General features: G+C 42.3%; 23 protein-coding genes. 22 read left to right on the top strand and 1 reads right to left on the bottom strand.

The window, feature by feature from the left end:
• Positions 1-5: 5 nt before the first annotated feature.
• From NQ542_RS15880 to NQ542_RS15980, 21 genes are all read left to right on the top strand, one after another.
• The gene (locus NQ542_RS15880) at positions 6-260 is read left to right on the top strand and encodes an NVEALA domain-containing protein (RefSeq protein ID WP_005640595.1); all 255 of its coding nucleotides are present in this window, start codon (positions 6-8) and stop codon (positions 258-260) included.
• 387 nt (positions 261-647) lie between these two features.
• Positions 648-1,445 carry a 6-bladed beta-propeller gene (locus NQ542_RS15885; RefSeq protein ID WP_224204192.1) on the top strand — a complete coding sequence of 266 codons (798 nt, stop codon included), beginning with the start codon at positions 648-650 and terminating at the stop codon, positions 1,443-1,445.
• 93 nt (positions 1,446-1,538) lie between these two features.
• On the top strand, positions 1,539-2,537 hold the full coding sequence (locus tag NQ542_RS15890; RefSeq protein ID WP_227945699.1) for a 6-bladed beta-propeller: 999 nt from the start codon (positions 1,539-1,541) through the stop codon (positions 2,535-2,537).
• A gap of 296 nt (positions 2,538-2,833) precedes the next feature.
• Entirely contained in the window at positions 2,834-3,067 is a 234-nt protein-coding gene (locus tag NQ542_RS15895) for an NVEALA domain-containing protein (protein WP_005640599.1), read from the top strand.
• A 64-nt stretch (positions 3,068-3,131) separates the two neighbouring features.
• Positions 3,132-4,148, top strand: coding sequence for a BF3164 family lipoprotein (locus tag NQ542_RS15900; protein WP_039850169.1), 1,017 nt, complete (start codon positions 3,132-3,134; stop codon positions 4,146-4,148).
• Between the two features lie 7 nt (positions 4,149-4,155).
• Positions 4,156-5,244, top strand: a complete 1,089-nt coding sequence (locus NQ542_RS15905) for a 6-bladed beta-propeller (protein WP_005640601.1) — start codon at positions 4,156-4,158, stop codon at positions 5,242-5,244.
• Positions 5,245-5,271: 27 nt separating this feature from the next.
• A complete protein-coding gene (locus NQ542_RS15910; protein ID WP_005640602.1) occupies positions 5,272-5,463 on the top strand; it encodes a DUF1573 domain-containing protein in 192 nt (63 codons plus the stop codon).
• Positions 5,464-5,695: 232 nt separating this feature from the next.
• A complete protein-coding gene (locus NQ542_RS15915) occupies positions 5,696-5,935 on the top strand; it encodes an NVEALA domain-containing protein (RefSeq protein ID WP_005640603.1) in 240 nt (79 codons plus the stop codon).
• 547 nt (positions 5,936-6,482) lie between these two features.
• Positions 6,483-7,556, top strand: coding sequence for a 6-bladed beta-propeller (locus tag NQ542_RS15920; RefSeq protein ID WP_005640605.1), 1,074 nt, complete (start codon positions 6,483-6,485; stop codon positions 7,554-7,556).
• Between the two features lie 334 nt (positions 7,557-7,890).
• Positions 7,891-8,127, top strand: coding sequence for an NVEALA domain-containing protein (locus NQ542_RS15925; RefSeq protein WP_005640609.1), 237 nt, complete (start codon positions 7,891-7,893; stop codon positions 8,125-8,127).
• Positions 8,128-8,232: 105 nt separating this feature from the next.
• Positions 8,233-9,390, top strand: a complete 1,158-nt coding sequence (locus tag NQ542_RS15930; protein ID WP_005640610.1) for a 6-bladed beta-propeller — start codon at positions 8,233-8,235, stop codon at positions 9,388-9,390.
• A gap of 43 nt (positions 9,391-9,433) precedes the next feature.
• Complete coding sequence (locus NQ542_RS15935) at positions 9,434-9,679, top strand: NVEALA domain-containing protein (protein WP_005640611.1); 246 nt, start codon at positions 9,434-9,436, stop codon at positions 9,677-9,679.
• Positions 9,680-9,681: 2 nt separating this feature from the next.
• Positions 9,682-10,845 carry a DUF4221 family protein gene (locus NQ542_RS15940; RefSeq protein WP_005640612.1) on the top strand — a complete coding sequence of 388 codons (1,164 nt, stop codon included), beginning with the start codon at positions 9,682-9,684 and terminating at the stop codon, positions 10,843-10,845.
• A gap of 23 nt (positions 10,846-10,868) precedes the next feature.
• Entirely contained in the window at positions 10,869-12,824 is a 1,956-nt protein-coding gene (locus NQ542_RS15945) for a discoidin domain-containing protein (protein WP_005640613.1), read from the top strand.
• A gap of 52 nt (positions 12,825-12,876) precedes the next feature.
• Positions 12,877-13,740 (top strand): signal peptidase I, encoded by an 864-nt coding sequence (lepB, locus tag NQ542_RS15950; RefSeq protein ID WP_005640614.1) that lies wholly within the window; start codon positions 12,877-12,879, stop codon positions 13,738-13,740.
• Positions 13,741-13,753: 13 nt separating this feature from the next.
• The gene (locus NQ542_RS15955; RefSeq protein ID WP_121955697.1) at positions 13,754-15,586 is read left to right on the top strand and encodes an O-antigen ligase family protein; all 1,833 of its coding nucleotides are present in this window, start codon (positions 13,754-13,756) and stop codon (positions 15,584-15,586) included.
• Between the two features lie 137 nt (positions 15,587-15,723).
• Positions 15,724-15,876: a 50S ribosomal protein L34 gene (gene rpmH, locus NQ542_RS15960; RefSeq protein WP_005633099.1), complete on the top strand. Its 153-nt coding sequence runs from the start codon at positions 15,724-15,726 to the stop codon at positions 15,874-15,876.
• A 120-nt stretch (positions 15,877-15,996) separates the two neighbouring features.
• Positions 15,997-16,629 carry a PASTA domain-containing protein gene (locus tag NQ542_RS15965; protein ID WP_005633103.1) on the top strand — a complete coding sequence of 211 codons (633 nt, stop codon included), beginning with the start codon at positions 15,997-15,999 and terminating at the stop codon, positions 16,627-16,629.
• A 2-nt stretch (positions 16,630-16,631) separates the two neighbouring features.
• Positions 16,632-17,711, top strand: coding sequence for an RluA family pseudouridine synthase (locus NQ542_RS15970; protein WP_005633104.1), 1,080 nt, complete (start codon positions 16,632-16,634; stop codon positions 17,709-17,711).
• A gap of 3 nt (positions 17,712-17,714) precedes the next feature.
• The gene (locus NQ542_RS15975) at positions 17,715-18,692 is read left to right on the top strand and encodes a D-alanine--D-alanine ligase (protein ID WP_039849613.1); all 978 of its coding nucleotides are present in this window, start codon (positions 17,715-17,717) and stop codon (positions 18,690-18,692) included.
• 89 nt (positions 18,693-18,781) lie between these two features.
• A complete protein-coding gene (locus NQ542_RS15980; RefSeq protein ID WP_005633106.1) occupies positions 18,782-19,939 on the top strand; it encodes a 1-acyl-sn-glycerol-3-phosphate acyltransferase in 1,158 nt (385 codons plus the stop codon).
• Positions 19,940-20,047: 108 nt separating this feature from the next.
• Here the strand turns inward: NQ542_RS15980 and NQ542_RS15985 are convergent, their stop codons facing one another.
• Complete coding sequence (locus NQ542_RS15985) at positions 20,048-24,016, bottom strand: hybrid sensor histidine kinase/response regulator transcription factor (RefSeq protein ID WP_005633107.1); 3,969 nt, start codon at positions 24,014-24,016, stop codon at positions 20,048-20,050.
• Positions 24,017-24,238: 222 nt separating this feature from the next.
• Here NQ542_RS15985 and NQ542_RS15990 point away from each other — a divergent pair, with 222 nt between their 5' ends.
• Positions 24,239-25,471, top strand: a complete 1,233-nt coding sequence (locus NQ542_RS15990; RefSeq protein ID WP_005633115.1) for an MFS transporter — start codon at positions 24,239-24,241, stop codon at positions 25,469-25,471.
• Positions 25,472-25,780: the final 309 nt, after the last annotated feature.

Consider the following 25,780-nt stretch of genomic DNA (forward strand, 5'->3'; position numbering starts at 1 on the left):
GAAAAATGAAAAAGCATATATTTGGAGCAGCACTTTTAGTAGCAATAGCAGTGGCTGCTGGCTGGAATTACCAGCAAAATAAACAAGATGTTCAACTCTCAGACTTGGCGCTGACGAACGTGGAAGCGTTGGCCAGTGGCGAAGGGAGTGGTGACTGTAAATGGAGAACTGGACATAGCTCCGTAACCGGTTGGATCGCAATATGTGACTCATACGGTGTTGGATATTCATGCTCCTGCGGAGATATAAAATATTATTAATTATCAGAGGGAGGTAACTTTTGCGAAAAGTTACCTTCTATAGAATATTCCATTTGGATTATGATAACAAGAATACGACTCTTGCTTTTTATATACTTGTTCTGTACAAATAGTATTAACGGTATTTTATCTCCCTCCCGTGTGGAAAATACCATTCAAATGGACATGAATCACTACCAAAAAATCACATTTGATAGTTTGATTACAGACATTTCCTGTACAAAACTAAGTAATACTGTATTTGATTTTTGTACAAATATGGTTCAATATAAAGATTTCCTATACTTTATGGGAAGTACTATGGCTGGAAAAAATGTATATATATACTCTAAGTCCGGAAAGTTCATAAAGGAAATTACATTTTCGGATGCCTTAATAGTCAATTCCATGTGTATTGTTCCGGAATTGGAGGAGTTGTGGGTCGTGAGCAGATTCAAAATTATCAACAAGTTCAAACTGGATGGCGCACCGGTCAAAAAAGTGTCTTTGCCTTTTCCTTGTGCCGCCATCATACCGACCGCAAAACAAGATTTTCTGGTTTATTCGGGAGGAGCCAATACAGAAAGAGGACACATTGAAGGACACTTTATGGCTCTCACCGATTTCAAGTCTATCCACAAATTATATCTGCCCAAATGGGGGAAAAAAGAATGGTTGTTCGCACCTTATAATTTATATACGACAGATGCTGACGACATTTTGATTCTCCCGGATAACACAGACACAATCTATAGATATGATACTTCCGAGAAGGAGATACTCCCATATTATAGTCTTGATTTTCATGGAGAATTTCTAACCAGAGACAAGTATCCCAAAGAAGATGCGGGAATGGCTGAAATAATCGATAAGAAAAAATACATCCATAACTGTTATAGCTTTTATTTCGCTTCGGATTATCTTTTTTTCAAGTTAATGGGGAAAAGGGACGATTTTTGTGCTATCCGGTGTAAAGACAATATCCTCTTTTCTTTCGACCGTCTTTTTGACAATTTCAGATCCAAATATGTGAATCCTTTTATCGGTTCAGATAAAAACAATCTTTATTTGCTTGTTCGCGAGAATGACCTTGCCGGTCATTACTTAAATATTAAATGCACATACCCGGCTATCCGGAAAATGTTACCCGGATTATTAACCACTGGGAACGATTGGATTTTACTAACGATTAAAATAAAGGAATAAAAGATGAAAAATATCACCCAACAGTTCTTTTTTATATGCTTGGTTTGCGTGCTTTTGAGCTCTTGCTCAGATCAAAAGGCAACAAAAATTGCTTTGATAGCGGATTTATCTCCTGAAGAATCCCGGCCGACATGGACGGAGTTGTTTTCTGATCGCTACGAAATTACTCTGCTGGAAACGACTTCCGGCAGTTTGATCGGGCAGATTGATAAGATCAGGAAGTTTCGGAACCATTATTATGTTTTATCCTCTAATGGCAAAACAATCCACCATTTCGACAAGGATGGAAAATTCGTATCGTCTTTGAACAGGCAAGGACAAGGGCCGGAAGAATATCCCCGAATAGAGGATTTCGATGTCTGCGAGGCAGATGGTAAAACTGAAGTATGGATTTCGGACAACAAAAGCCTGAAAGTATATGATGCTACCGATTTTTCTTTCAAAAGAAAAATTTCCTATCCATTTGTAATCCACAAATTTAAAAAGATGGAGAACTCTCATGTCCTGCTTGTCACCGGACAGAACGAAAACATTTTGACGTTGGTAGACAAAGAGGGGGAAATTATTGCCGAATATTTGAAAAAAGAAATACCCTACATCATGTTCCGGCCGGTACAATTTGCGGCTTATGGATCCAGTTATCTTTTCCAGTTAGGTATTTCAAACACATTCGTTTCATTCAACCCGCAAACTGAGCAATTCCAAATGGGACACTATGCCGGAGGAAATGAGTTTCTCACCGAAAAGCAGTTGTTGGAAATGTTTCAAACACACGGTATCGATTTTATCCTTGAAGCCAATAAATGCTCTTACATCAACAACATGATTTCTTTAGGGAATATAATCTGGCTACAGACACATCAGGGTGGAAAAAACTACCTGACAAAAGTAGAAGAAGGACAAAAGGTCTCAACCCAATTCTCATACGGGACAACTCTTTCCACTATTTCTGACGCAGAGAGCGATGACAGCATATTATTATATATCACGCCCGACCGTCTTTCGGAACACCCCGAAGATGTGATCGACAAATTTGGCAATAAGATTATTTGCAATATGGAAGATAATCCTTATATATTAGAGTTTTTTTAATGAATAATCATCTTAAATAAAGGAGGAGCAATCAGAAAAGATAGAAAGAAAGTAAGACAGTCAAACTATAAATATCAAGTAAAAAGAAAGGAGTCTCTGCCTACCGCCTCACAAACGTTAGCAGAAACTCCCGGACTTTTCCTCATTCAATAACAAATAAAGAAGGAGGTAACGGCAAAAATAGTAAATTTGGAGTAAAGAAAAAAGGGTTGGGAATCACCTGTTCCGGGAAAAGATACCGGGTGAAAGAGCCACAATTAATAATAAAATGATAAATCCCTAAAAATAATAATAAAATGGGGACAAAAATTTTGGGCGTAATCGCTTTTGCAGCGATCGCCGCCGCAGCAGCAGGCTGGAACTACCAGCAAAATAAACAGGAGGTTGAACTTTCTGACTTGGCGTTGGCTAATGTAGAGGCTCTTGCTAGAGGTGAGAGCGGAAGAGATCGTTGTGACGACTTCACTACAATGACTTGCTTGTCAAATGGACATACATATTATAACATGTATCCTGCTTGCGGTTTATAATTTATAAACTATAGGTGCTGCTTAAATTTAACAGGGCAGCACCTTTTCCTAAAACGACATGATCATGAAAAGTCTATTCATTATTATTCTATGCTTTCTTTTCACCTCTTGTAGTGAAAACCAGTATCGCATTTTCACATTACCTGAAGAGACTCCTGTCAGCGGGGTTGACTATCCCTATGAACTCTTTATGAATTATCCTTGGTCAATAGATATCATAGATGATAAATTATTACTCTTTGCCACTAAAGGTGACTACTTTATGCGAATAGTTGATGCTAATAATGGCAAAGAGATTAAACAAATTGGTCTATTCGGTGGCGGACCTAAAGAATTTGTACAACCCGTCTATTGGGGAAAAAATGGTAAAGATGTATATGTTTATGATGAAGCAAAAATGTACCTGAGGACATATTCATGGCATGAAATCTTAAATGCGGAAGAATTACCGGAAGCGAAAACAATAAACTTGAAAGGTAATGAGAAAAATATCTTATTCGGCAAGGTACTTAATCAGGATTATTTTGTAGGTTCGGTCGTCGTTGGTATGCCCCATCCTATAATTATACTGGATAAAGAGTTGAACACAATCGGGAACATGGGGAATATTCCGGATAAAGACCATCAAAGTGAAGCATTAGTTACTTATGGAGGTTCAGTCAGTTCGTATGGAAATAAGTTCGTGTCTACAATGGCATCATTTGGCTATATCGCCTGCTATGAGCAACAAGCAGATGGCACTTGCAAAATATTATGGGATGCTTGTGCAGAACAACCAATCTATAAGAAAGACCAATTAGACCTGACTCTTTTGAAATTAGGTTTTGCAGATGTGAAAATGACAAAAAATTATATCTTCTGTAGTTATTTCGGGCAAAAATATGATCGGGACAATCGGAAAAACATAAAACCCAGAAACATGCTGGTGTTTGATCATCAAGGCAATTTACTGAAAAACTTACGTTCGGAAAGAAGTTTAGCCCGGTTCACCGTTTCCGAGGACGAAAAAACAATCTATGCCGCGACTGAAGAACCGGAAGTGGCGATCATACGGTTTGATATTAGTAACATTCTGAAATAACAAGTTTATGAAAACATGGATTCTTCTCTTTTGCCTGCTGTTGGCTTCCTGCGGAGGTCGACAAGCACAATTTTCCGATCATGAGGACTTTTACTGGATAGACTTTCGTCCCTTAGTCAAGAATGAGGCATTGGAAGTGGGTTTGAATGAATGGGGGACAAACCCTCGATACGTGCAATTGGAAACCAACGAATTCATTCAGATCAAATTCATACAAAGGGTTATTTTGGACGGTGATAAATTCTTAGTAGTTCATTCGGACAGATTATCTCTATTTGATAAAGATGGGAAATACCAATATGACATCGGGGAAAAAGGAGAAGAGGAAGGAGAATATTTCAGAATGGGTGGTGTTGTTTTGCGAAATGACACACTGTTTGTCGTAGATGGGAATTATGATTTCACACTTTACAACTGGCAAGGAGAATATTTAGGAAAGTGGTTTCAGCCCAAAATACGGCATACAATGAATTTTTTCCTCGTTCCCAATACGGACCTATTCTTAGGGCATGTAAATAATTTTACCGGGCAAAAGAAAGTTAGGTTCGTCTTTTTCCGGGACACAACAGCCATCAAAACGATTCCGGTTACGGAAAAACTCGAACCGGCATCACCAATGGTCGTATATAGCATACCTACTGAAATGAAAGCGTTTGACGGGCTTGTCCCCGCCTTCAAGGAAGTATTCAACGACACGATTTACCAAGTCGATGAAAGCTTGAATTTGGTCCCTTATGCTGTAGTCGAGTTAGGCAAATACAAGGCGACCAAAGAAGCCATGTTTGCTTGCACGGCTGAACAACTGATGAAAAAATGGGACTTCTTCAACGGCAAAATTGCGCTTGCTGCAACTGGAGAGAAAGACGGTATCATTTATCTGGCTCACCATGATGTAACTGATCCGTACACTTACAGCTATGACAAAAATACCCAACAAACGTTTTATCAAAAGGTCATCTATCCGGACAATTCTTACGGATTCAAGGAAGGAAGTACTTTCGTGCCTCATTTCATATCGACAGACGGGAAATATCTGATCGATTACGAAATACCCGAAAACGGGAATAATCCTGTGATTGTCCTTGTCGAACGTTAATAAACAATTCATACCGTCCATGAAAACATGCTTCTTATTCATGATATTAAGTATTCTGACCTCTTGTACAATTGGAAAGAACTGCAACCGGGAGAGAGCGGAACGATCACGGTCAGCTACGAAGCGGAACAGCCGGGCGATTTTTACCGAACGGTAGACATTTATGGGAACATTCCGAACAACTCGCTGATGGTGAGTTTTATCGGGACAGTGAAATAAAATAATTAACGGGGAAAAGAAAGGAGTTCCTGCACACAGAACCTTGCAAGTCTAAGCAGAAACTCCCCGATTTTTCCTCATTCAATAACTAATAAAGAAGGAGGTAACGACAAAAGTAGTAAATTTGGAGAAAACAACAAAAGGGTAGGAAATCACCCGTTCCGGGAAATGGTACCGGACGAAAGAACCACAATTAATAATAAAATGATAAATCCCTAAAAATAATAATAAAATGGGAACGAAAATTTTGGGCGTTATCGCTTTTGCTGCAATCGCCATAGCGGCTGACTGGAATTACCAGCAGAATAAACAGGAAGTTGAACTCTCAGACTTGGCATTGGAAAATATTGATGCGTTAGCAAGAGGAGAACATGGACCGGATTGGGGACATAGTAAACTCGTTTATGAGCCAAATGGTTGTTGCAAAGATGATCCTTACTTAGATTGTTCTGGAGCATACAGTCCTTGTTGATAAAAATTATGCCAAGAGGCCTTAGAGCCTGTTTAAATTTTGCATTTGTTGGTTGTGAGAGTTGTATTGAGGATGTTTTTCTGTAGGAGATGCCGTCTTTTTTGTTGAAACACGTGACTTATTTTGCTTCAAACAGTCAGAAAAAGTGCCGAAGATTCCCGTTTACAGGCTTTTTACACCCGGATGTGAACGGTCTTGACACCCGAGTGTGAATGATATCGAGACCCGGGTGTCAATGGGTTTATCTTATTATGTTATTGAAAATAAGTCATGTGAAGAAGAATCTTGGACAGGCGGTTAGTGATAGTATGATAGATGGAATAGGCATCCGTCATACCTACTATCATTGCTTGTGTCTATTGATATTCAATTGATAAAAGGAAATTAGTGATAGTATGACAGTTGTTTTTCAAAATAATCCTATAATGCAATAAAGCAGGCCGATGAGGGCTATGCAAAATTTATTTCAGAGAAATTTAAACAGGCTCTTAATCACGACTCTTGGCATGTTAAAACATATTATCAAACATTTACATACGGTATTGATATGATTTTAAAACAAATACATAACATCAGCTTGGTCCTATTATTAATTTGCTCATCTTGCATAGACACTAAAGTCGATTCTATATTTATCAATTTAGAGCATGCAGAGAGTAGCATAAACTATTCTTCTATATTTGAACGGGTTGAATATATTAATTTAGATGCAGGAGAAGAATGTTTATTATCAGGAATCAAAAAAATCTATTTTGATTCAGATACACTTATTTTTCAAGATTCTAAAAATGAGGGAGTTTTCGTTTTTAATTTAAAAGATCATAAACTGGTGAGTCACATCAATAGGATTGGTCAAGGGCCAGAAGAATATCATAAAGACAATGCAATAGCTGTTGATTCTACTTCGAATTTAATACATATCTATGATATGATGAATTTCAAAGTCAATGTTTATACCTATAAAGGAGAATATGCATATTCATATAAAATAGAATATTTTATGAGAGATTTTGCATGGATGGACAATCTGTTATTAATCATACAACCTTGTATAAATAAGGTGTATAAGAGAAACGGTGTTTGGCTTTACAAGCCGATCGAAAAACAAGAATCTTTGCTGTTAGAGCATGATGGAGATGATCAGTCTTTTGAATTTATGTCTACCTATATCGAACAATCAGAAAATAAAATTTACTATTACGATCGAAACGACGATTGCATCTATCTTATAAACAATAAATCCATTTCCAGACTTTACAAAATAGATTTGAAGCAGAAAGTGCCATTAGACATACGAACTGCATCAAATCAAAATCCCAAAGATTTAAATATGAAATCAATGATGTTTGATTTTGTTCCCTCTCCTCATTCTGTATTGTTATGCTATTTTATGTTTGGAGAAAAAGAGAATCCATATAGGTATGTTCTAATTAATTCGAAAACAAAAGAAACCATCATATTTAAAAAATTTATAAATGATATGGATGATATTCTTTTCGCTGACAATAAGACATTCTGTATTAATGATCAATCATGGTGTAGGCTCTCTCAACAATCCGAAGACAGTGAAACAGTACAGTTGCAAATTATGTATTTAAAGGATCAATTTGTTCATCATTAATAAAATGAGCAATAATCATGAAACATTATGGAACAATCAAGAGAATTCTATCGAACAGAATAGACATATTAACTCGCTGATGGTGAGATTTATCCGGTAAAATAAAGCAATTAACAGGAAAAAGAAAGGAGTTCCTGCCTACAGCCTCACAAACGTTAGCAGAAACTCCCGGACTTTCCCTCATTCAATAACAAATAAAGAAGGAGGTAACGGCAAAAGTAGTAAATTTGAAACAAACGACAAAAGGGTTAGAAATCACCCGTCTCGGGAAATGATACCGGGTGAAAGGTTCAAAAACAAACATAAGTCTATAAATTCCTAAAACAAAACGAAAATGGGAAAGAAATTTTTTGGCGTAATCGCTTTTGTTGCGATCGCCACCGCCGCCGGCTGGAACTACCAGCAAAATAAACAAAGTGTTGAATTGTCGGACTTGGCATTGGAGAATGTCGAGGCATTGGCAAGAAATGAAAGTGGAAAGAACAATAAGGCATTGGCTCAAAAGGCGAATGGAGAATACTGTTGTACTCCTTTAAACGGTAATAATTGTACTCAATCACCAGCTTGTTAGAATGTTAATATTAGAGATATGTCAGAATTTAATTCGCAAATAATGTCTTATAAGATAAATTTGGGCATATCTTTTTGAATACTTCTAATCATCAAATTATTTCAAATGAGAAAGTCTATTTTTTTTCATGATCAACAGAGAGTCTGGCTCCTTGTTTGTTGGGTCTTTATCACATTCGGTTGCCTTCCTGAGGAACAGAGGCTTACATCCGTTCCTGCCATAGAAGTAGACATAGCTTCAGATACAGAGTTGAAATTGTCAGAATACTTTGAGAATTTTCGAATGCTCAAGCTTCCGACGGATACTCTTATGGGGAAAATAGAGAACATTAAGTGTGAAAATAATAAAATTTATATCTCTGATGGACTAACTCTTTTTGCTTTCTCCGAAGAAGGAGAATTAGCCCTTTGCTTAGAGAAAAGAGGTGAAGCTCCAGATGAATATTCTGGGATTTCAGATTTTGTGATAGACGGTGAAAATATTATAATATTGGACAGGAATCAACAAAAAACAATAACGTATGATCATTCAGGAAATAGTATTTCAACATTTCATCTCAAGTACTATGCACAAGCTATTTCGCCGATAGTGAATAATACATTTTTTTTATATAACGGATTTGATACAAGTCACAAATTGCATCGGATTAAAAATTGGAAAGAAGATTCCGCATTTTTAGAAGTAGATAAAAACCAAACAGGATACTTGTTCATATTCGCTCATCACAATTTTTATCAAGATCATGATTCTATTTATTTTTTTCAACCGATCAATGATACTATTTACAAGTCTGTTGAAGGCGGAAATATGAATCCGTTCCTCCATATCGACTTTAAAGGGAAAAATATACCTACATCTTTTTTCAGTGATAAGAAATATGAAAACGTTAAAGATTTTTTCGACAATTTGAATAAAAGATCTTATGCCTATGGTATTTATAGTTTTATAAGGGATAAGCGATTCACGATGTTCGGTAGTTTCTATCAGAAAAATAAAAAATTGACATTATTCGACCATAAAAATAAATCATCGAATACTTTCGGTACAATTAAAGATGATGTTTATTTCAAGGGTTTGACGATCCCTATATCTCAATTTATTTATCATGCAAATAAGGATGGTTCTATCGTTGTTCCATTGGAAGCCTATTCTGTAGTTGAATGGCGAAATACATACACACCGTCTGAGCCATTCGGAAGTATAATCAATACAACAAAGGAAGATGATAATCCATTGCTTTTGATCTTCGATTTCAAACAGTAGAACCAATCACCATAAGTTTATAAATCCCTAAAATAAAACAAAAATGGGAAAGAAATTTTTTGGCGTAATCGCTTTTGCAGCGATCGCCGCAGTAGCAGGCTGGAACTACCAGCAAAACAAAAATGAGGTTCAACTCTCTGACTTGGCATTGGAAAATGTCGAGGCTTTAGCTTGGGATGAGAATAAATCAAACTATCATTTGTTTCCATGTCCATCAAGTTCCGGAAATGAATGCCGTTTTAAAGACAGTGAACGTCCTGAATGTTATGGTCCAACGTATTGTAGATAACCATGTACAAATTACTATTTCATTATTTATGCATAATTTGCATTAGTATATCTTGCTCTCAGAGAAGAGAAAATATAAAGACCGTTGATAATGACTTAGTTGAAATACAGAAGGAGGAACTTTTTTTCCCTCCTTCTGACGTATTACAACTAAAGTCCTATTATTTGTCTTCTTCGGTACAAGTAGGTGCTAAACATATATTGATTGGATATAACCATAAGGAACATGCTTTGGATTGTATCGATCTTCTGGAGAAAAAAATCATTCAAATTCCGTTACAAACAAGTGGTCCTAACGCCATAACTCGTTTAACTGGAATTTTTGCATATCAAAAAGACTCCATTTGGGTTGCTGATGAATCGGAATCCGTATTCCTGATTGATCCGAAAGGGAATGTGTTGAAACGTATTCAAATCCGTAATTCTTTGCAAGAAGACGAGGAATTGATCATAAATACGAATCATGCTATGTCTACAATTCGTTTGTATTACAATGCCCTGCACCAGTCGCTGCTATGCACGGTAAAAGATAGGTCTGTTTCGCCACCCCGATTCAAAGTAAAAGAAATTTTCCTCGAAGAAAACCAAAAGGTAAAAACTTTCAATTTATCTCCATCTATTGCGGAACCAGACATAAGCAAAGGGTATGCGAACATGAGTGAACCGAATGTCAACTTTCGGGATGATTACATTTTATATAATTATCCGATAGAATCACATCTCTACAAGATCGATTTGAACACAGGATCTGGAAAAATGTACAAAGCTGATAGCGATTACACTTCCAATAAAGCTCAAAAGTGTAAATCCAAAACAGATTATACAGAATGGCAAAGACACGGATTTGAAAATCCTCATTTTTTTGATATCATGTATCTTCCGACATGTGATATGTATGCCCGTTTGCATGTGGATGCCATTGATTTCGGTAAAAACGAAAACCTGGAATTATTATCCAGAGAACGGGATTTTTATTTATGTCTGTTTGATAATGAGCTTAATAAAATAAAAGAAATCAAACTGCCCATAAACACATTCAATCCTTATACAGGCTGGTGTCAGCTTCATGATGGAATCCTTTTTTTTGTAGATAAAATTACAGATCAAGAGATTTCCGAAGATTTAGAAGTGCATATCTTTCATCCTGTCATGATAAAGAATGATTGAAATATAGTTTCTCCCCTAAAACAATGAATATGAGATTGCAATATAAAACAACTACAAAATATCTGTTTTTTTCGTTGCCTTTCTACTTGATGCTTTTTGCTTGCGGCTTACAAATAACCGATGTGGAATACGCTCTGCGGGAAGCCGGAGAAAACAGAGGGGAGCTTGAAGCGGTTTTGTCGCACTACGCAAAACTGGATGATCGGCAGAAACTGGAAGCAGCCCAATACCTGATTCGATACATGCCTTACCATACTTCTTATGATAAAGGCATTGAGGACTATTATCACGCCATTGATTCTGTCGTTGCTTTATCAGAAGACAAACTTGAACAAGAAAAACATATCGAATCGCTTCGTCTTAGATTTGAAAGTAAATATAAACAGAAACGGGATATAGAGGTTATCACTTCGGAGTTTCTTATTCAGTCAATCGATGAAGCTTTCAAACAATGGAGAGAATGCGAATGGGCCGAACATCTGGATTTCGAACAATTTTGTGAATATCTATTACCTTATAAATGTTTTGAAGGGCAGCCGCTTACCGAATGGAGGAATGCCTATTACGATATTTGTAAAGGAGATATTGATCTGGCATATTTGTGTGACGAGTATAAACGAAATCCAATTTTTGCAGCAACAGAAGTGAATAACCAAATGAAAAACACACCTCAAAGTTTTGGATTATTAAAGACACTTCCGATTTATGATCCTGATATCATACTGAAACTTCCTTTTTCTAATTGTGCCACGTATTGTTTAGGGGCTGTCTTAATCATGCGTAGTAAAGGAATTCCTGTCGCTTATGATTTTACGCCCAATTGGTCTACAGGTAATAATGGACATTCTTGGAATACAGTTTATACAACGCGTTTTGGAAACTTGGAGTTTGCGCCCCATACGACAGATCCGGGCACAGTTCATTATCCATATTTGAAAGTCCCTAAGATTTTCCGCAATGTGTACAAACCCAATGAAGAGTATCTGAAAATCGCAACTGAGAAATATATCCCACCCAAACTCAGGAATATGTTTATACAAGATGTTACCGCTGAATATATGCCTACGATTGACATACGTATTTCGTTGCAGGAATCATTGAAGAGTGGACAATCTCCATTTATAGCCATCTATGATGGAAATAATTGGACTCCTGTCTATTGGGGGAAAATAGCTGGTAGTCATGTGGTTTTCGAAAGAATGGGACTGAATACCTGTTATATCGCCTTGGCGTATGACTCTAATGGCAATGCTATTCCGATCAGCAAACCGTTTTTGGCTTCTGCTTCGAAGCATATCCAATTTATAGAACCAGACACTTCAGCTTTTCGTACGATCAGATTGAATCGAAAATATCCTTTGGGAGACAATGTATTTTCTATTAGAAAAAAAATAACAGGAGGTATTATCGAAACTTCTGAAAACAGGGAATTTGATCATACAAAGAAAATAGCGGAATTACCTCAAGGGAATTTAACAAATGGCACAGTGTTTCTTGATAAAAATGCCGAATATCGATATTGGCGTTTTACATCTTCTGATACAAGTCAGTGTGACATGGCTGAAATTTATTTCTATGATGAACATGATTCGATCATTCAAGGCAACATTATCAAATGTACAAATTCGATTTTTGATAAAAGCAACAACGCAGCTAATATAGCAGATGGTGATCAATTGACAAATTTCAGTGCCAAAGGAGAAGATTGGGTCGGTTTTGATTTTTGCCGGCCAGTAAATATATCCAAAATTTCGTATATTCGTCGTTGTGATGGAAATTCTATTCAGCCAGGATTGGAGTATTCTTTATATTATTGGGATAATAATAATTGGCAACTTATCAATACCAAAATAGCGAATGATGTTTTTATCGAATTTGAAAATGTGCCTCAAAAAGCCCTTTTGGCCATTAAATGCTCGCAGGGAAAGCAACAAAGAATATTCGTTTGTGATGAAGATAATAAAATTGACTGGTATTGATTGTAGCAACCTGAATATAAAATGATATATTTTTTAATCTAAAAGATAGATTGTGAAACGATGGATTAACATATTATTGAATCTATTTCTCGCTTTGGTGGTTCTGATCGCCTTTTGGCTCTTCTCTCAAGTCTTCCTCCTCGCCTCCTTCCGCATCCCCAGCGACTCGATGGAGCCGGAACTGGTCGAAGGGGATTTCGTGGCGGTCTGGAAACCGACGCTCGGCGCACGGCTGTTCGACCTCAACGCGACGCTGCGGCTGGAACAGACCGAGATACACCGCACACCGGGATTTCGGAAAACAAAGCGGGGCGACGTGCTGGTCTTCAACTTCCCGCATCCCAACGGCTGGGACAAGATCGAGATGCATATCCTGAAATACTACATCAAACGGTGTATCGGATTGCCGGGCGACACGCTTTCCATCCGGAACGGAAGGTTCCGGATAAACGGCACGAACGAACCGCTCGGGAACATGGATTCGCAGGAACGCATCGGGCGGACGTTGCCGGGAGAGTTTCCGGACGGTGTCTATAAGGCATTCCCGTTCGACTCCGTCATCAGTTGGAACATCCGGAATTTCGGACCGCTCTATGTCCCGAAAGCCGGTGACAAGGTCGAAATGAACCGGGAAAATTATCTGTTATACCGCAAGCTGATCGCATGGGAACAAAAAGCGGAAATCAACTATAATGATTCAACCGTTTTCCTGAACGGCGAACCGATACGGGAATACCGCTTCTTGAAAAACTATTATTTCATGGCGGGTGACAAAGGCCTGAACTCGCAGGACTCGCGCTATTGGGGCTTGTTGCCGGAAGAATATATCGTCGGCAAGGCGGCATTTGTCTGGAAATCGGTCGATCCGTACACCGGGCAGTTCCGCTGGGATCGGTTCATGAAGAAAATCGAATAAAAAACGGATAAGCATGGAAATAAAATACACCGGCATGGAACTCAAATTGCATAGGCATGGAATCCGGACTGCACTGGCATCCGTTTTCGGGGCGATGCTGATCGCCACGCCGTTCGTCGGCGACAGCGCATTGGCGAACGGCATTGTGACGGGGAAAGTCTTCTGGTTCCACCTGTCGATGGCGCTGATGGCGATCGGGACGGTTGTGACGGCATGGCCTGGCGGGAGGAAAAGCATCCCGTTTGCATTGCCGGACGGATTGTTGCTCCTCTTTGCCGGGATCACGCTCGCGACATACGACTGGCAGCTCGATCCCGAACCCGAAAAACTGCTTTTCGGCGGGCAGTTGGTCGTGTTGTGGTTTCTGTTGCGCTATTTTCTTACAGAGGCTCCTTGCCTGAAGTTCTTTTTCTTATTTGTGCTGATGCTCACCGGACTGGTCGAAGCCGTCTGGGGAATGCAGCAATTGCATGGCTATGCCTATTCCAACCATTCGCTTTTCCGGCTGACGGGTTCTTTCTTTAATCCGGGGCCTTACTGCGGGTACTTAGCGGTCGTGCTGCCGGTTTGCCTGTGGACGGCGTTGCGGTTTCAAAAGGGGATGCATTATTTCGGTTGGGTATGCGCCGGAGCTATCCTGATTGTCCTGCCTGCCGGAATGAGTCGGTCGGCGTGGATGGCGGCGGTCGTGGCTTGCGGATGGGTGTACTGGACGGAACGGATCGGATGGGAGAAGACGAAAGCTGTATGTCGAAGGTATAAGAATGCTACAATTCCTTTTATTGCAATTGTGGCGATATTGGTGGGATGTACCATTGCCGGGGTTTACGGGATGAAACAAGATTCGGCGGACGGGCGATTGCTGATGTGGAAAGTGACGGTGAAAGCGATTGCCGGACAGCCGCTTGCAGGAACGGGGTTAGGCGGATTCCCGGCGGCATACGCGGAGGCGCAAGGCGGGTATTTCGCAACAGGGAACGCAACAGACCGGGAGAAACGGGTGGCGGGATGTCCCGAATATGCGTTCAACGAATACCTGCAGATCGGGCTGGAACAGGGGGTCGGAGGGTTGATCGTGTTCGTGGCATGGCTGGGGAGCATGGCGTACTATGGAATCCGGAACAGGCAGCAGGGAACGGCCGGTGGCGTGTTGGCGTTAGCGGTGTTCGCGGTGTCGTCCTATCCGTTGCAGTTGCCGTCGTTTTGGGTGGCGTTGGTGTTTTTGGGGGCGATATGCGTGACGGAAGATGGGACGCGGACAAGATCATCTGCCCTATCCGTATCACCGGTGTGCCATATTACGATGATAAGTCTGTTGTCGCTTGCCTCCGTCTGTCTGTTCATCTTGCAGAAAGGGCAATATGAGGCATATAAACGATGGGGACGGATGCAGATGATCTACAACAACAAGGCGTATGAATCGGTTGCGGAAGATTATCACGAGCTGCATGACAAGTTGAAGCATAAACCGGAATTTTTGTTTGAAGAGGCGCAATGCCTCAGCAAGACGGGACAACACGCCGAAGCGATACGGGTGCTGGAACGGGCGAAGCGGCTGAGCGGAGACCCGATGATCCGGTACATGATCGCCAAAAACCGGCAGACGCTCGGAGATTACCGGGAGGCGGAAGAAGAATTGCTTCAGGCTATCGGGATACTGCCGGAGAGATTGTATCCATATTATTTGTTAGCCAAGCTATATGCAGAGCCGGAGTTCTACCAGGTGGATAAATTGCGGGCTGCCGCCAGTGTCGTGCTGTCCAAAGAACCGAAGGTGGAAAGTACGGCAATCCGGGAAATGAGGGAAGAAGTAAAAAAGATAATAGACAAGGGTGACTTTGATTGAATATTCTATTTGTGATTAAAAGAGACTCTGTATAGATAAAGTTTTTCTTGCAACTCTTTGTTTATTAAAAAAAAGCCTCTATCTTTGCAGCCCAAATTGGTATGAGAATAAGATAATAATAAATAATATACAGAAAGATGAAAAGAACATTTCAACCTTCCAACCGGAAAAGAAAGAACAAGCACGGCTTCCGTTCAAGAATGGCTACAGCTAATGGCCGCAGAGTATTAGCTTCTCGTCGTGCTAAAGGAAGAGCTAAATTAACAGTTTCTGACGAATACAACGGATAATTCTTTCCGTTTGAAGATTTTTCATAAAGAAAGTAGAGGTTTTTACTAAAAAGCCTTTACTTTCTTTGTTTTAACGGCTTTGTTTTCTACTTTTGATCCGCCGACAAATACAAGATAGAAATGAAAGACTTTTTGGTTAAACTGATAAAAAATCCGTACGTCTTAAATCTGTTGCTGGCTGTGGTCGTGGCATGTGCTCTGGTGTTCGGAACATTGAAGTGGCTCGACTCGTACACCCGGCATAATGAGGCTGTGGTAGTGCCGGATGTTAAAGGATTGGGAATGGAAGAGGCCGCCGAATTTTTCAAGAATAGTAATCTGCGCTATAACGTGATCGATTCCGTCTTTTCAAAAGACGTGAAGCCCGGTGCGATTGTCGAGCTGGTCCCGATGGCCGGTTCGAAGGTGAAGGAAGGACGTATCGTGTTTGTTACCGTAAATGCGCTCACTTCGCAGATGGCGACAATCCCGGAAGTGGAAGACCTTTCGTTCCGGCAGGCTTACGCCATTCTTCGTGCCCGCGGGTTTGAAAAGATCGAGATCGAATATGTCCCCGGTGATTTTAAAGACTTAGCTCTTGGTGTCGAGCTGCACGGGCGTGTTTTGCAGAAAGGCGAGCATGTACCGCTGACCGCTCCGTTGGTGTTGAAGGTCAGTAGTGGGGATGCTGAGATGCCGGTCGACTCGCTCGGACTACCGGATGACAGCGTGCCGGTCGAATCGTTGGATAGTGAAGAAGAAAACTGGTTTTAACTATGGATGAGTTTTTAGACGAAATGGATGATGAACAGGTAGACGACCTGTTACAACCGGAAGAGGGTGAAGATAAGGCTCCTCAACTGTATGAACACTTCCGCTTCGTGGCCGATCGCGGGCAGTCGTTGTTGCGTGTGGATAAATTCCTGGTAGACCGGATGTTCGGTGCTACGCGTAACAGGATACAGTCGGCTGCCGATGCCGGTTGTATCATGGCAAACGGCAAACCGGTGAAAAGCAATTACCGGGTGAAACCGGAGGATGTTGTGACAATTATGATGACACGACCTCCGCGGACTTTCGAGATTCTCCCTGAAAATATCCCTATAAAGATCGTGTACGAAGATGACGATCTGCTGGTGGTCGACAAACCGGCAGGGTTGGTCGTACATCCCGGACACGGAAACTATACCGGAACGCTGGTGAATGCCCTTGCCTGGTATTTGAAAGACGATCCTACCTACGATCCCAATGATCCTGCCCTGGGACTCGTCCATCGTATCGATAAAGATACATCCGGCCTGCTGGTTGTCGCCAAAAAGCCGGAAGCGAAAGCACACCTCAGTATGCAATTCTTCCATAAGACAACCAAGCGGGAATATCGGGCCTTGGTGTGGGGGATCGTGCGTGAAGACGAAGGACGGATAGAAGGCAATATAGGCCGTAACCCGCGTGACCGTATGCAGATGACGGTTTTCCCAGAAGGCGACCAGGGAAAGACGGCGGTCACCCACTATTCTGTTTTGGAACGTCTAGGCTACGTCACGCTGGTGAAATGCCGTCTCGAAACCGGACGTACGCATCAGATACGTGTCCACATGAAATATATCGGGCATACGCTATTCAACGACGAACGTTATGGCGGAAACGAGATCCTGAAAGGAACAACCTCTTCTAAATATAAACAGTTTGTCGATAACTGTTTCGCCATTTGCCCGCGGCAGGCACTCCATGCCAAGACGCTGGGTTTTGTTCATCCGACTACAGGCGAGGAAATGTTTTTTGATTCCGAAATACCTGCCGACATGACTGCGTTGATCGATAAATGGCGCGTATATGCAAATACTAAAGAATTATAGATGATGAAAAGGAACATTGCTATTGTAGCCGGAGGCGATTCCTCCGAAATCGTTATTTCATTAAAAAGTGCGGAAGGAATCTTCTCTTTTCTTGATAAAGACAAATATAATGTATATATTGCCATCGTAAAAAGAGACGAATGGGCGGTAAAACTTCCCGGCGGGGAACACACACCAATAGACAAGAATGATTTTAGTTTCCGTGAGAACGGCGAGATCAGACATTTTGATTTCGCCTATATTACGATCCATGGAACTCCGGGAGAAGACGGACGTCTGCAAGGATATTTCGATATGATCGGAATGCCGTATTCTTCTTGTGGTATGTTTGTAAGCGCACTTACATTCAACAAGTTTGCCTGCAATCATTATCTGAAGGGATTCGGTGTCGATATTGCCCATTCTATACATTTGTTTAAAGGACAGACTGTGACAGACGAAGAAGTGGTCAGTCGTTTGGGGCTTCCGGTCTTTGTGAAGCCGAACGACGGCGGCAGTAGTTTCGGAGTGACGAAAGTGAAAGAAGCCTCGGCTATCCAGCCGGCGATTGACAAGGCTTTCAGTGAAGGTCGGGAAGTGGTCATCGAAAGTTTTATCGACGGGACCGAGGTTACATGCGGTTGCTATAAGACAGCCGATAAGGAGGTGGTGTTCCCGCTCACCGAAGTCGTAACGGATAACGAGTTCTTCGATTTTGACGCCAAGTATAACGGACAGGTACAGGAAATAACGCCGGCCCGTATTTCTGCAGAACAAACAGAAAAAGTACAACGCGAGACATCGAGGATTTACGACATATTGGGGGCGAAAGGTCTGATCCGTGTGGATTATATCATTCCGGCGGACGGTGAACCAAAATTGCTCGAAGTCAATACGACTCCCGGTATGACGGCAACCAGTTTTATCCCACAGCAGGTACGGGCTGCCGGTCTGGAGATGAAAGATGTGATGACAGATATTATAGAAAACGAGTTTAACTAATTGACAATGAACAATTGCCAATTGCCAATTATATGAGAAACGAATTGTCGATTGTCAGTTGTCCATTGTCCATTGTCAATTATAAAAATATGGAAGTTCCTATTAATGATTTTGACGATATCCGTCCGCTGAATAACGACGAGGTGAAAGACGCGATCGAATCGCTGATAGCCAACGAAGATTTTGAGCGGGCCTTTCGGTATATAAATCCGGATGTGAATTGGAAAGAGTTTTCAGAAACCATGCGTTCCTTCAAGACAAAGGAGGATTTCAAAGCGAAGTTGGCATATGAAGCGGTAATGATGGTGGCAAATAAAACCACTTTCTCACTGACGATTTCCGGTCGTAGCCGTTTGCCGAAGGACAAAAAGCCTTGTACCTTTATTTCTAATCACCGCGATATTGTATTGGATGCCTCTTTTTTGAACGTCATGCTGTATGATGTAGGGTATGGAATGACACAGGTTGCTATTGGTAATAACTTGTTGATCCGTCCGTGGATCGAAACGCTGGTTCGTTTGAACAATAGCTTCATCGTGAAACGCAATGTCCCGGTGCGCCAGATGTTGGAAGTGAGTAAAGTCCTTTCCGCTTATATCCGTCGTACGATCACGGAGACGAAAGAATCCATCTGGATCGCGCAACGTGAAGGTCGTGCCAAGGATTCGGATGACCGTACCCAGGGCAGTATCTTGAAGATGCTGAACATGAGTGGTGACAAGGATATCCTGTCAAACCTGATGGAATTGAATATTTTTCCGGTTGCAATCTCGTACGAGTTCGATCCGTGCGATTTCCTGAAAGCAAAGGAGTTTCAGCAGAAACGCGATGATCCGGACTTTGTGAAGAGCCAGCGTGACGACCTGTTGAGCATGGAAACCGGTATCCTGAATAACAAGGGACGTGTTCATTTCACCTTGACGTCGCCGATTAACGATCAGTTGGCGCAATTGGATCCGAATATGGAAAAGAATGAGTTGATCGCCGCTATCGCCTCCATTATCGATAAGGAGATTTACAAGCACTATCGTTTTTATCCTTGCAACTATGTTGCCTATGATATGCTGACAGGCACACGCCGTTTCAGCGAACACTATGGATTGAAAGATAAAAAGCAGTTTGAAGATTATCTGCAAGGTCAGTTGGATAAGATTGTATTACCGAACAAGGATGAAGCATTTTTGCGTACGAAAATCTTGGAAATGTATACGAATCCATTGAAGAATTTTTTTGCTAATCAGGAATAAGGTCAAACGTGTTTCATCACGATCTTTCAGGCCCGGATTTCACATCGTGTGATTCGGGCCTGAATTATTTCTGTTAGTAAGTTGGATTTTGTTTAGGCACACCTTTTTCTATTTATTCTCTTTCGCATAATTCGACGGGCTCATACCGAATTGCTTGATAAAGGCGGACCAGAAATAAGACTGGGAGCTGAAGCCTGTAGCTTCCGAAATCTCATAGATCTTCATATTCCCCTGTATCAACAGCTCGGCAGCCTTTTTCAGACGGCTTATCTTGATTAACTCGTTAGGAGTCAGGTCGGAGATGGCACGGATTTTCCGGTACAAGGTCGGGCGGCTCAGGTGCATCAGGTCTGCGATCATATTTACATCTAAGGCTGGATTGCCGATATGCTCGTTGATGATCTCGTTCAGCTTTTCCAGAAAACTTTCGTCCGCTTTGGTATAGGCCATCGATTTCATATTCGCTATAGGAGAGTTGAAATAGAATTTGCGTATATTGTCGCGGTTGGAGATCAGATTGGAAATCTGCGCCATCAGCAGGTTGGTGGAGAAGGGTTTGTCCAGGTAAGCGTCGGCTCCTAATTCCAGACCTTCCAGGCGTGACTGTATGGTGTTTTTGGCTGTCAGCAGGATGACCGGGATATGGCTGAATTCGATCTCCGTCTTTACCTCTTTCAAAAGGGCGAAGCCATCCATGACAGGCATCATCACGTCGCTGATGATCAGTTGAATGCTGTGTTTCTTTAATAACGTGATTGCTTCGGCTCCGTTTCCGGCTATCTCTACATTATATAACTGGTTGACTTCATCGGCGATGAAAACGGCCATTTCTTTATTGTCTTCGACGATCAGGATCGTCGGGCGCGATTCGTCGTGGACGAATTCTATTTTTTGAGGTACGGTTTGCGTTATAGCCTCTTCTTCTGTCTGCTTGATGGATTCGGGCAGCTTGACGGGCAAGGTCAGGCGGAACATCGTCATGAATGGGCTGTCGGCAAAAGTCTCCAACTGCAAGCTACCGTGGTGCATCTCTGCCAATGAACGTGCCAAGGGCAATCCAAGCCCTGTCCCCGGTTTATCCGTAGCGCCTTCTTTCACCCGGAAGAAAGGTTCGAATATTTTTTCCTTTAATTCTGCAGGGATAGGAGTGCCATCGTTGATAAAGTCTATCGTGAATGTCTCATAATCGGGAGAAAGTTGCAGGCGTATAATGATGCTGCCGGATGCATATTTGATTGCGTTTGTAAACAGGTTGCTGAATATCTTTGTGATCGCTTCTTTATCCACGAACACGTACAATTCCGGCAAAGACAAGTCGAGGTTCAGCAACAGGTTGTGTGCCGTTGCCGATTCTTGGAACCGCTTGGCTGTATCGTTTAGGAGCGAGACGATCTCCGTTCGGACGAAACTGAGGCGGTATCCTTCTATCTCTGTTTTGCGGAAGTCCAACAATTGGTTGACCAATGACAGGAGGCGGGATACATTTTTATCCATCAACGTAAGCGACTTATTCTCTTTTTCCCCGATCTTGTCGGATTTCAGGAGACGTTCGAGCGGGTTCTTGATCAGGGTGAGCGGCGTACGGATCTCATGAGCGATATTGATGAAGAAATCGATCTTGGCCTGATACAGTTCCTTCTCTTTCTGATCTTCGAACAACTGCATGTTGTAGGCCATTGCCCGTTTGGTTTTCCGGCGCCAAGACCAGAAGAAGCCGACGATGATGGCGAGAGTGACGACAATATAAGAAGCATATGCCGGAGTCGATGCCCACCAAGGGGGCAAAACGGTAATATTCAGTCGTGTCGGAGTGTCGCTCCAGTTGTTCGACAGGTTGGCAGCCCGTACCTCGAAGGTGTAGTCGCCCGGATGTAATTCAGCGAAATAGACCGTGTTGCGTTCTCCGATCGGAATCCATTCCTTGTCCATATTTCCCATCCTGTATGCATACTGGATGGATTTAGGGGCGATGAAGTTGAGTGCGGAGAAGTTGATGCTGAATGTGGATTGCTTGTAGGTCAGCGTGATCTTCTTAGCCTCTGATTCGGCGGAAGAGTTGATGATGCGTTTCTCTCCGGCTTCATTCTGGATTTCGAGGCTTCCCAAATGGACGTTCATCTTCTCGGCTGCCGGGATTACTTCGGATGGCTTGAAATGGATAAAGCCTTTGACCGAACCGAAATAGAAAGTCCCTTCGTTGTCTTTGAAGGCGGAGTTATCGTTGAATTGGCGAGTGATGAGTCCGTGGGATTCCGTGTAGGTCGTGATCTTACCGGTTCCTGTTTCCAGGCTGACCAGTCCGTTGGCCGTACTGATCCATAAGGTTTCGTTTTCGTCAGGTAGGATGCGGAAAGCAACATTGCTCGGCATACCGTTTTTGACGGTGTAATGTAGGGATTCGCCGGTTTGGAAGTCGTATTTGATAACCCCTTCTACGGTAGCAAACCACATATTGCCGTCTTTGTCCTCGCAGGCGTCGTTAACGAAATTGTGGCGCTGGGTGTTCAATTTGTCGTACGGCAGATACATGCCGGTATTGCTGATCGGATTATAATAGAAACTGCGGTTGAACATGCCGGTCCAGATTCTTCCTAAGCGATCTTCGTAAATGCAGTTTACTGCGAAAGGAGGAAATTGCGGGGCATACAGGAAACGGTCGTTCAGGAAGTCATATTTATAGATACCGTCATCGGTCCCGACATAGACTTGTCCCTCCTGCAATACTTTGATGCAGCGGACGGTGCTGTTCTTTACCGTCAGCGAGTCTTTCAGCAGGTTGTAATGCTTGATGACCTTTCTCGTCTTGATATCCATCAAGTCGATGCCGTGGATAACGTGTCCGATCCAGAGCCGGTCGCCTGATGCAGCCAAGCCTCGGATATTGGTGTGCGACAAGCCGTTTCCCCCCGGAACCGGCTGGTAGTTGGTGAATGTCCCGGTTTTCTTTTCCAAGCAGTTGATGCCCGCATCTTCCGTCCCGACCCATATATTACCGTATATATCGGTACAGATATCGCGGATTACTTCTCCTTTCATCGAATATTGCCCGTCCCAGGGATAATGCACATGGAAAGGGCGGAAAGGGGAATAGTAGTTGAGGCCGTTTTGGTGGAAACAAATCCAGATGCCGTTCTCCCTGTCTCGGCAGAATGCAGAGATGAAATGGCTCGATAAGGCGTATGGGTCCAATGGGTCCTGACGGATACGGGTACACTCGCCGGTGTTGACCTTATAGATAAACAATCCGGAGTCTGTCCCGATCCACAATTCGTCCTTGTCTTTTTCGAGGAAGCTGTTGATCAGGATCGTAAGCTGGTTGATCTTTTGAATGTTCAGATCCTGGTAGTCGCGTGTGGCCGGATCGAATATCTTCACGTCGTCATGCTCGAAAGCGATGTAAATGCGATCAGTCGTAGGAGAGGGATATAACATGGAAAGTTTCCGTGGCGTGTTCGGGGATGAGTGGGCGAATACATTATAGGACTCCATCGTCTCGTCTTCCGGATTCAGCAATGAAATCAACCCGTCCGAACTCCCGATCCAGATACTGTTTTCGCGGGTAATGCAAAAAGAGGTGTAGCTTTGGTTGTCTTCCGGAGCGAAGATACGGAACTGGCTGTCCTCCGTATTGAACCGGATCAGGTTACCGTCCATCAGTATCCATAGTTTATTGTCTTTGTCGAACTGGAAGATGTCGATCCCTTTGTCTGCTGTGAAAGGAATGTGCCGGAACGATTCCTTTTCATCGTCATACTGATATAATCCCGAAAGCGTCCCTACCCACAAGTCGCCGTTCATGTCGCACCCCAGGCATGTGATCCAGTTGCTTCCCAATGTCTCGGTTTCGTCGGGGTCGTTACGGAATACTTTGAACGTATATCCGTCGAAGCGGTTCAGACCGTCGCGTGTCCCGATCCAGATATATCCTTTCCTGTCCTGCACGCAACAAGTGGCCATATTGTCGCTGAGTCCGTTTTCGACCTGATAATGGCGGAAAAGATAGTTACTGTCGTCTGCATATGTCCGGGTGAGACAAAATATGAATAGGATGGATAAGATTAACTTCAGATGTTTCATATATGACTTTGCTATTATGGGCGAAAGATACTGAAAAATGTATTATGGATTTCCTTTTATTGTGTCACGGATTTCATAAATCATCTCAATAAGGGTGATAACGGCAGAGAATGAGATGAATACGGAAAAGATTGCAACAAGGTCAAACAAACCGGCCGTGGAGGAATCGATACATTTGTACCATGTGAAACACAGGTAATAAAAACCTTTTATTCTAATAATATGAATACTCTTACTACAAAACAAGGAATCGGAACGAAGGTTCAACTCTGCACAATGATGTTTATGCAGTATATGCTGAGTGCAGTCTGGTGGGTTCCTTTAGCCGCTTATCTTTCCCATACGCTTAAATTGGAAGTGTATCAAGTCTCGTTGGTATTAAGTGCGATGGCTATCGGTGCGATGGCATCCTCTTTTATCGGCGCGATAGCCGACCGTTATTTTGCCGCAGAGAAGATCTTGGCTGTATTGAATATACTGACAGGTGCCTTTTTGCTTCTGGCTGCCCAGCAGACATCATTTGTTCCTCTTATGGCATGTGTCGTGCTGGCCATGCTTTGCCATATGCCGACACAGAGCCTGACCAGTACGATCGCCATGAGCCATACGCCTTCGGAACAGTTTCCGCGTATCCGTATGTTCGGTTCGGTAGGATGGGTAGCTTCCGGTATCTTCAGCGTGATCGCCCTTCATGTGATGCATTTATCCGCTTTCGATGATACGAACCTGCCGATGTATTGTGGCGCCGCTGTCTGTTTCGTGGCTGCGCTTCTGAACTTGCGACTGCCGCACACCCCGCCTTCGGTCGATAAGAGTGCCGGTATCTCGGTGATGGATATAACCGGCTTCAGCGCTTTCTCCCTGATGAAGGATAAGAATTACCGGGTTTTTATGATTCTGACGTTCTTGGCTATCATCCCGTTCAACTTGTACCATGTATATGGTTCGATGATTCTCGCCGACGAGCATGTGCAGAATATAACGGTGACGCTGAACCTCGGGCAGTTGGCCGAAATGTTTTTCCTGGTCATCACCACTTCTATACTGATAAAGTCGGGGATTAAGAATACCTTGATCTTCGGTATGATCGCTCTCGTGGTCCGGTATGCTTCGTTCTATATCGGTGCGGAGACCGGTCTGCAATGGTTCTATTATATCGGGATTATCGTACACGGGTTGATCTTCGGCCTCTTCTTTGTCGGTGGCCAGGTCTATACGGACAATGTGGCTCCAAAAGAAATGAAAGCACAGGCACAGGGTTTGCTCTTCTTCCTGGTGTGGGGCATCGGCTTCCTGATCGGGACGCTTTGGAATGGCTGGCTGATCGGCCTTTTCCGTGACGGGGATAAATGTGATTGGCCTGTCGTCTTTGCCATCTCGACCCTGTTCTCGTTCGTCTTGTTGATCCTTTTTGTCTTTTTATTTAAACCGGTAGCATTAAAGACTAATAAATAGTAAAGAGTAGTAAAGTAATAATTTTATCAAACCCTTTTAATTCTCAAGATCAAATATATTATCACACGCCAGATGTAATGCGGGCTGTCCAACAACTTTGGATGGCCCGCTTTTATTGATGGGAATTAGCTCCGGGCACTTATTTTTCCTTTTTCATAGTTACTGTTTTTTTATTTGTTACGTGATCTACAAATATGTATATTGTATTATTAATTAATCAACAAATACACAGGTATTAACAGCATTACTACCACTCCTTTACTTTTCGCCCTTAGTCGAAAAGGTTTTTGACCCGTGTCGAAAAGGCTT

Source organism: Parabacteroides merdae ATCC 43184 (assembly GCF_025151215.1).
Classification (GTDB): Bacteria; Bacteroidota; Bacteroidia; order Bacteroidales; family Tannerellaceae; genus Parabacteroides; species Parabacteroides merdae.

Coding starts and splice junctions, on each gene's coding strand:
- NQ542_RS15880 (WP_005640595.1), top strand. CDS start 6: ATGAAAAAGCATATATTTGGAGCAGCACTTTTAGTAGCAATAGCAGTG.
- NQ542_RS15885 (WP_224204192.1), top strand. CDS start 648: ATGTGTATTGTTCCGGAATTGGAGGAGTTGTGGGTCGTGAGCAGATTC.
- NQ542_RS15895 (WP_005640599.1), top strand. CDS start 2,834: ATGGGGACAAAAATTTTGGGCGTAATCGCTTTTGCAGCGATCGCCGCC.
- NQ542_RS15900 (WP_039850169.1), top strand. CDS start 3,132: ATGAAAAGTCTATTCATTATTATTCTATGCTTTCTTTTCACCTCTTGT.
- NQ542_RS15905 (WP_005640601.1), top strand. CDS start 4,156: ATGAAAACATGGATTCTTCTCTTTTGCCTGCTGTTGGCTTCCTGCGGA.
- NQ542_RS15910 (WP_005640602.1), top strand. CDS start 5,272: ATGCTTCTTATTCATGATATTAAGTATTCTGACCTCTTGTACAATTGG.
- NQ542_RS15915 (WP_005640603.1), top strand. CDS start 5,696: ATGGGAACGAAAATTTTGGGCGTTATCGCTTTTGCTGCAATCGCCATA.
- NQ542_RS15920 (WP_005640605.1), top strand. CDS start 6,483: ATGATTTTAAAACAAATACATAACATCAGCTTGGTCCTATTATTAATT.
- NQ542_RS15925 (WP_005640609.1), top strand. CDS start 7,891: ATGGGAAAGAAATTTTTTGGCGTAATCGCTTTTGTTGCGATCGCCACC.
- NQ542_RS15930 (WP_005640610.1), top strand. CDS start 8,233: ATGAGAAAGTCTATTTTTTTTCATGATCAACAGAGAGTCTGGCTCCTT.
- NQ542_RS15935 (WP_005640611.1), top strand. CDS start 9,434: ATGGGAAAGAAATTTTTTGGCGTAATCGCTTTTGCAGCGATCGCCGCA.
- NQ542_RS15940 (WP_005640612.1), top strand. CDS start 9,682: ATGTACAAATTACTATTTCATTATTTATGCATAATTTGCATTAGTATA.
- NQ542_RS15945 (WP_005640613.1), top strand. CDS start 10,869: ATGAATATGAGATTGCAATATAAAACAACTACAAAATATCTGTTTTTT.
- NQ542_RS15955 (WP_121955697.1), top strand. CDS start 13,754: ATGGAAATAAAATACACCGGCATGGAACTCAAATTGCATAGGCATGGA.
- rpmH (WP_005633099.1), top strand. CDS start 15,724: ATGAAAAGAACATTTCAACCTTCCAACCGGAAAAGAAAGAACAAGCAC.
- NQ542_RS15965 (WP_005633103.1), top strand. CDS start 15,997: ATGAAAGACTTTTTGGTTAAACTGATAAAAAATCCGTACGTCTTAAAT.
- NQ542_RS15970 (WP_005633104.1), top strand. CDS start 16,632: ATGGATGAGTTTTTAGACGAAATGGATGATGAACAGGTAGACGACCTG.
- NQ542_RS15975 (WP_039849613.1), top strand. CDS start 17,715: ATGAAAAGGAACATTGCTATTGTAGCCGGAGGCGATTCCTCCGAAATC.
- NQ542_RS15980 (WP_005633106.1), top strand. CDS start 18,782: ATGGAAGTTCCTATTAATGATTTTGACGATATCCGTCCGCTGAATAAC.
- NQ542_RS15985 (WP_005633107.1), bottom strand. CDS start 24,016: ATGAAACATCTGAAGTTAATCTTATCCATCCTATTCATATTTTGTCTC.
- NQ542_RS15990 (WP_005633115.1), top strand. CDS start 24,239: ATGAATACTCTTACTACAAAACAAGGAATCGGAACGAAGGTTCAACTC.